At 63.8% G+C, this 5,334-nt stretch carries 5 protein-coding genes; all 5 read left to right on the top strand.

What is annotated here, in order from left to right; translation table 11 throughout:
- On the top strand, window positions 1-1,057 hold a 1,057-nt coding region (locus VEK15_14920), incomplete at its 5' end, for a Na/Pi symporter (protein ID HXV61988.1).
- Between the two features lie 107 nt (window positions 1,058-1,164).
- Window positions 1,165-1,977, top strand: a complete 813-nt coding sequence (locus VEK15_14915; GenBank protein ID HXV61987.1) for a class II glutamine amidotransferase — start codon at window positions 1,165-1,167, stop codon at window positions 1,975-1,977.
- Window positions 1,974-3,779, top strand: coding sequence for an ATP-binding protein (locus VEK15_14910; protein HXV61986.1), 1,806 nt, complete (start codon window positions 1,974-1,976; stop codon window positions 3,777-3,779). The genes VEK15_14915 and VEK15_14910 overlap by 4 nt, the downstream gene beginning before the upstream one ends.
- Window positions 3,776-4,417 carry a response regulator transcription factor gene (locus VEK15_14905; GenBank protein HXV61985.1) on the top strand — a complete coding sequence of 214 codons (642 nt, stop codon included), beginning with the start codon at window positions 3,776-3,778 and terminating at the stop codon, window positions 4,415-4,417. The genes VEK15_14910 and VEK15_14905 overlap by 4 nt, the downstream gene beginning before the upstream one ends.
- Before the next feature lie 142 nt (window positions 4,418-4,559).
- Window positions 4,560-5,334 (top strand): hypothetical protein (locus VEK15_14900; protein HXV61984.1); only part of this gene is annotated, 775 nt, incomplete at its 3' end.

The raw sequence follows: 5,334 nt of genomic DNA, 5'->3' as shown, positions 1-5,334 counted from the left end.
GGGGCTCTTATCGCTTTCGGGCGGCATCGCGCTCGCGCTCGGCGCCAATATCGGAACGTGCGCGACAGCGCTTCTCGCGGCCGTGGGAAAGCCGGTGGCGGCCGTCCGCGCCTCGATCGTTCACCTCAGCTTCAACATCGCCGGCGTTGCCGTCTGGCTGCCATTGCTTCCCCTGCTCGCCCGCCTGGCAGTCGGAATGTCGCCGTCGGCCCCCCCCGAGCTCGAAGGCGTGGCGCGCGCGGCGGCCGAGGTGCCGCGCCAGCTGGCGAACGCCAACACGTTATTCAACGTGATCAATACGATGGTGTTCTTGCCGTTCACGGCCCTCTTCGCGCGAACGGCCGAGCGCCTCGTGAAGGACAGGCCACCGAAACGAGGCGCGCGGATCGCGCCACTGTTCCTCGACGACGTTGCCCTCGCCGCGCCTAGTCTGGCGCTCGAGAACGCCCGCCGCGAGATCGGGCGGCTGGCGGAGATCGTCCAGAAGATGCTCGGTGACTTGGGGCTGGCCGTTGGCGAGCGCAGCGCGGAGCGTTTCGAGGAGCTGGCCCGCAGCGCCGATGAAGTCAACGTCCTCGAGGCTGGGATCCTTCGTTATCTGGGCCTTCTGCGAAAAGGCTCACTCACGCAGCGAGAGAGCGACGATGTCCAGGCGCTGATGGAGACGCTCCTGGCGCTCGAGAGCCTGGCCACCGTCATCGCTCGGGACGTGAGGCAGATTATCGAGCGGGGTGGAACCGAGCGGCCTTCGAGCGCGACGGCGGAGATGCTGCGCGGTCTCTACGCGACCGTCCAAAGGGCAATGGAGCATGCGGTGCGAGCCATCCGCGATGCAGACGCCGACGCGGCGGCTCAGGTGCTTGCTCTGCGTGAGGCGGTGGCCGAGCAGTCGGCCGCGCTTCTCGAACGGCAAGGGAAGCGACTTCGCCCCGACGACCCGGACTATTTGCTTCTGGCAAGGCTTCAGATGTCGATCGTCGACAAGCTCGGGCGTATGTACGAGCTCACCGCGCGAGCCGCTCGCGCGATGATGCCCGAAGAGGCACGGCCACGTTGAGGTCGGGGAAACGGCGAGAAGGCAATCCGAGCCACGGCCGAGGGCACCCCGACTCCCTTGCCCGCGTCCATTCGGCGGTCTAGCATGTAGGCTGCATGTGTCGCTGGATGGCGTACTCGGGGGCTCCAGTGGCCCTCGAAGAGCTTTTGTTCAAGCCCAAGCACTCCCTCATCGATCAGAGCATGAGCTCTCACTCACCAGAAACGCCCACGAACGGAGACGGGTTCGGCGTAGGTTGGTACGACGCACGCGGACGGGCGGGACTTTTTCGCAGCATCCGACCGGCATGGAACGACTTCAACTTGCGGGAGACCTGCGCGATCGTCGAGTCTCCCTTGTTTCTGGCGCACGTCCGCGCGACCTCCCAAGCGACCGTCCAGGAGACGAACTGCCATCCGTTCCGCTACGGCCGCTGGCTCTTCGTCCACAATGGCGAGATTCAGGAGATCGAGAAGCTCCGGAGGGAGCTTCTGTTCCGCGTCGACCCTCGTTTGTTTTCTAACATCTCGGGAACGACCGATTCCGAGGTGATGTTCTTTCTGGCCCTGACCTTCGGGCTCGAGAGCGATCCGGTTGGCGCAGTACAAGCGATGGCAGGCTTCGTGGAGGAGGTGGCGCGTAAGATCGGCGTTTCCGATCCCCTCTGGATGACGCTCGGATTCAGCGACGGCGAGAAACTCTACGCCGTGCGCTACGCGACCGACGGCGACGCTCCCACGCTCTACCACAGCCGAGCGATGGAGGATCTCTACGAGCTCAACCCGGCTCTGCGTGACCGATTCTCCGCGGACGCCCGAGCCATCGTCTCCGAGCCTCCGGGAGAAGCGGCCTCCGGGTGGACCGAGATTCCTCAGAGCAGCGTCGCCATCGTCGAGCGCGGAGAGATCGTGTATCGACCCTTCGAGCCACGTTACGCATGATCCGAGCAAGCTCGAGAAGAAACGCGGTGATTCTCGGAGCACCGATGCTGCCGGTTTGGATGCTCCTCGCCGTCTCCACAGGCTATCCAGTCGTAACGCATGCGGCGCAAGACGATCACAAGCAGGTGCTCATCCTTCACTCGTTCGGACACGGCTTCGGCCCCTATGCCGATGTCGCCTCCAGCTTCCAGGCCGAGCTCGCCCGGCTCTTCCCCGAACCTGTCGAGTTTTTCGAAGTCTCCCTTCGAGAGGGGCAGTCTGCCGCGTTCACGAACGATGCTCCCCTGGTCAACTACCTCGAATCCCTCCTCGCCGAGGAATGCATGGACTTGCTCGTTACCGTCGGCGGCCCCGCGGCCCGGTTCAGTCTACGCCAGCGCGAACGTCTCTTCCCCTCCCTGCCGCTCCTGGCGGCGGGGGTAGAGAGACCTTGGGCAGAGGACGTTTCCAAAGCGGGCAATGCGGCGGTCGTATCCATAGATCTCGGGCTTCTTGCGGCGATCGAAAACATCCTTCGCGTGCTGCCGGACACCCGTGAGATCGTCGTGGTATTGGGGGCCTCGCCGAACAGCCAGCTCTCGCTCGCGGACACGAGGAAAGAGCTCGAGCGTTTCTCCCACCGAGTTCGCTTCACCTGGACCAATGAGTGGTCGCTCGAGGAAGTGCTGCAACGTCTGAAAGCCCTTCCGCCGCATAGCGTCGTTTTCTTCCGCGGGCTCAGCGTAGACGCGGCGGGAATTCCTTACCCCGGGCGCAGTGCACTCACGAGGCTTCACGAAGCCGCCAATGCTCCCGTCTTTGGCCTGTTCGACACACAGCTCGGCGCGGGAATCGTCGGTGGCCCGCTTCTTTCTCTATCTGAAGCGGGTAAACATGCGGGCGGCGTCGCTGCACGAATCCTCGGCGGCCAAGCTCCCGAAACCATTAGCGCCCCGCCGGTAACGATGAACGTACTGGCTTATGACTTCCGCGAGCTGGAGCGCTGGGGAATCCGCGAGACGCTGCTTCCCGACCGGAGCCAGATTTTGTTTCGACCCTCATCGCTTTGGGACGAGCACCGTGACCCAATTCTCGTGGGCATCAGCTTCGTGGGGTTGGAGACAGCACTCATGGGCGGTCTCCTCTTGCAGCTCTCCCGACGCCGAGCCGCCGAGGAGGAAGCGCGAATGTTTGCTCGGCGCCTTCTCACCGCCCACGAGGACGAGCGGCGCCGGCTCGCCCAGGAGCTGCACGAAGATCTCAGCCAGACGCTCGCCAGGATCGCCATTGATGCGGCGCGGATGCGGCAGGCCCCGAGCTCATCCGTGGGGGAGTTGGCGGTGGCCATGAGGGACCAGCTCGTTCGCCTGAGCGAGCACGTTCACGCGCTTTCCTACCGGCTCCATCCCTCGGTTCTCGACGACCTGGGGTTTAAAGATGCGCTCCAGGTCGAGTGCGATCGCTTCTCCCGCCAAGAATCCATCCGCGCGGATTTGACGTCTTTCGAAGGCCCATCGGAGCTTCCATCCGAGACCGCGCTTTGCCTCTACCGCATCGCCCAGGAAGCGCTGCGCAACGTGGCGCGACATTCCGGCGCGAGCCGGGTGAGCCTCGCGGTAACCACGACGAACGGCCATCTGCAAATGAAAGTAAGCGACGACGGATTGGGATTCGCGCCGCGCCAGCGAGTCACCAGAAGCCTCGGCCACGCCAGCATGAGGGAGAGGGCGCGTCTCGTGCACGGGAAGCTCGACATCGAGAGCGCCCCAGGCCGTGGAACGACGGTAACGGTCTCGGTGCCGATGAAAGAAGGCTCGCCGTGAGACGCCCCACGGTCTTGCTGGCTGACGATCACCGTATCGTGGCCGAAGGCTTGAAGGAGCTGCTTTCACCCGAGTTCGATCTCCTGGGAATCGTGGAAGACGGCCGGGCTCTGGTCGAGGAAGCAACTCGTCTCCGTCCGGACGTCATCGTGGCGGACATCACCATGCCCCATCTCAACGGGATCGACGCGGTCGAGCCGTTGAAGAAGAACGACCCGCGAGTCAAAGTTGTCTTCCTCACCATGCACCGTGAGGTGGCCTACGCCCGTCGGGCGCTCGAAGCGGGCGCCTCGGGCTTCGTCCTAAAACACTCGGCTCCGGACGAGCTGGTGTTGGCGATTCGCGCCGCGCTGAACGGTCAGAAGTACATCACTCCCGCGCTGGCGGGTGAGGTTCTCCAGTCGATTCAGAGCGACCCAGAGTCATCGAATGACCCGGTATCCTCGCTGACGCGGCGCCAGCGTGAGATCCTGCAGCTACTCGCCGAGGGAAAGACGGCCAAGGAGATTGCCGCCGTTCTCGGGATCTCTACCCGCACGGTCGAGTTCCACAAGTACACGATGATGCAGGCGGCCGGCATCCACACCAGCGCCGAGCTCGTCCACTTCGCCATCAAACACGGCATCGTCGAGATCTAGCCGCGCTAACAGGCTGATGAAAAAGTACAGTCCAGCCTGCGCGAGCGGAGCGAGCCCGACGCGCTTGCGCGCCGTAAGCAGCCCGAGCCGTGGCGGCACGATCGATTACGGGTCCCGCCACGGCACTGAGCACTAGAAAGCCATGAAGATCTCAACGGATCGGAGAAGTCTTCGTGGGGATGAGCGCAGCGTTCGATCGGCTCGACGCCGGTTGAGCCCGTCGAGCTCGGCGATCTGGCTTCTTCTCGCAAGCTGCGCTTTTGCCCGAGCGGCGCCGAGCGCCGCAGAGGATGGGCGGAAGCGTGTACTGGTTCTCTACTCCTTCGGCCGAGAGTACTTCAACGAGTTCCGTTACGAGTTCAGAGATGAGCTGGCGCGGCGCTCGAACGAACCCGTAGAGCTGTTCGACATTCCTATGGAGACGGCGCGGTTCGCGGGGACGGCGATGGAGGGCCCGTTCCGCGACTACCTCAGCGCGCTCTTCGCGGATCATCGGGTGGATCTTCTGGTTACCATGGGCGCGCCGGCGGCTCGGTTTTGCCTGAATCACCGCGAGCAGCTTTTCCCCTCGTCCCCGCTCCTGCTGGCCGGTGTGGAGAGGCGCGTCTTGGCGGACATCTCGGTGCCGGAGGGGGTCGTCGCCGTCCCGGTCGTGATCGACTTCCAAGGTGCCGTCGAGAACATTTTGCGAATCGCCCCGGAGACGACCGAAATCGTCATCGTTTTGGGAGGCTCGGCCATAAGCAGACTCTGGCTCGCTGAAACACGGAAAGCGTTCCAACCCCTCGCCGATCGAGCTCGTTTCACCTGGCTTCAAGGCCTGTCGCTCGAGGAGATGCAAGAACGAGTCGCAGGACTTTCGCCGCAGAGCGCGATTCTTTTTGGCGAGTACGGGGATGCCGCTGGCATCGTGAACG

Source organism: Vicinamibacteria bacterium, from assembly GCA_035620555.1.
In the GTDB taxonomy this organism is placed as follows: domain Bacteria; phylum Acidobacteriota; class Vicinamibacteria; order Marinacidobacterales; family SMYC01; genus DASPGQ01.
The sequence above is the reverse complement of the archived record's forward strand: the minus strand, read 5'-3'. Positions and strand labels throughout refer to the sequence as shown.

Coding starts and splice junctions, on each gene's coding strand:
- VEK15_14910 (HXV61986.1), top strand. CDS start 1,974: ATGATCCGAGCAAGCTCGAGAAGAAACGCGGTGATTCTCGGAGCACCG.
- VEK15_14915 (HXV61987.1), top strand. CDS start 1,165: ATGGCGTACTCGGGGGCTCCAGTGGCCCTCGAAGAGCTTTTGTTCAAG.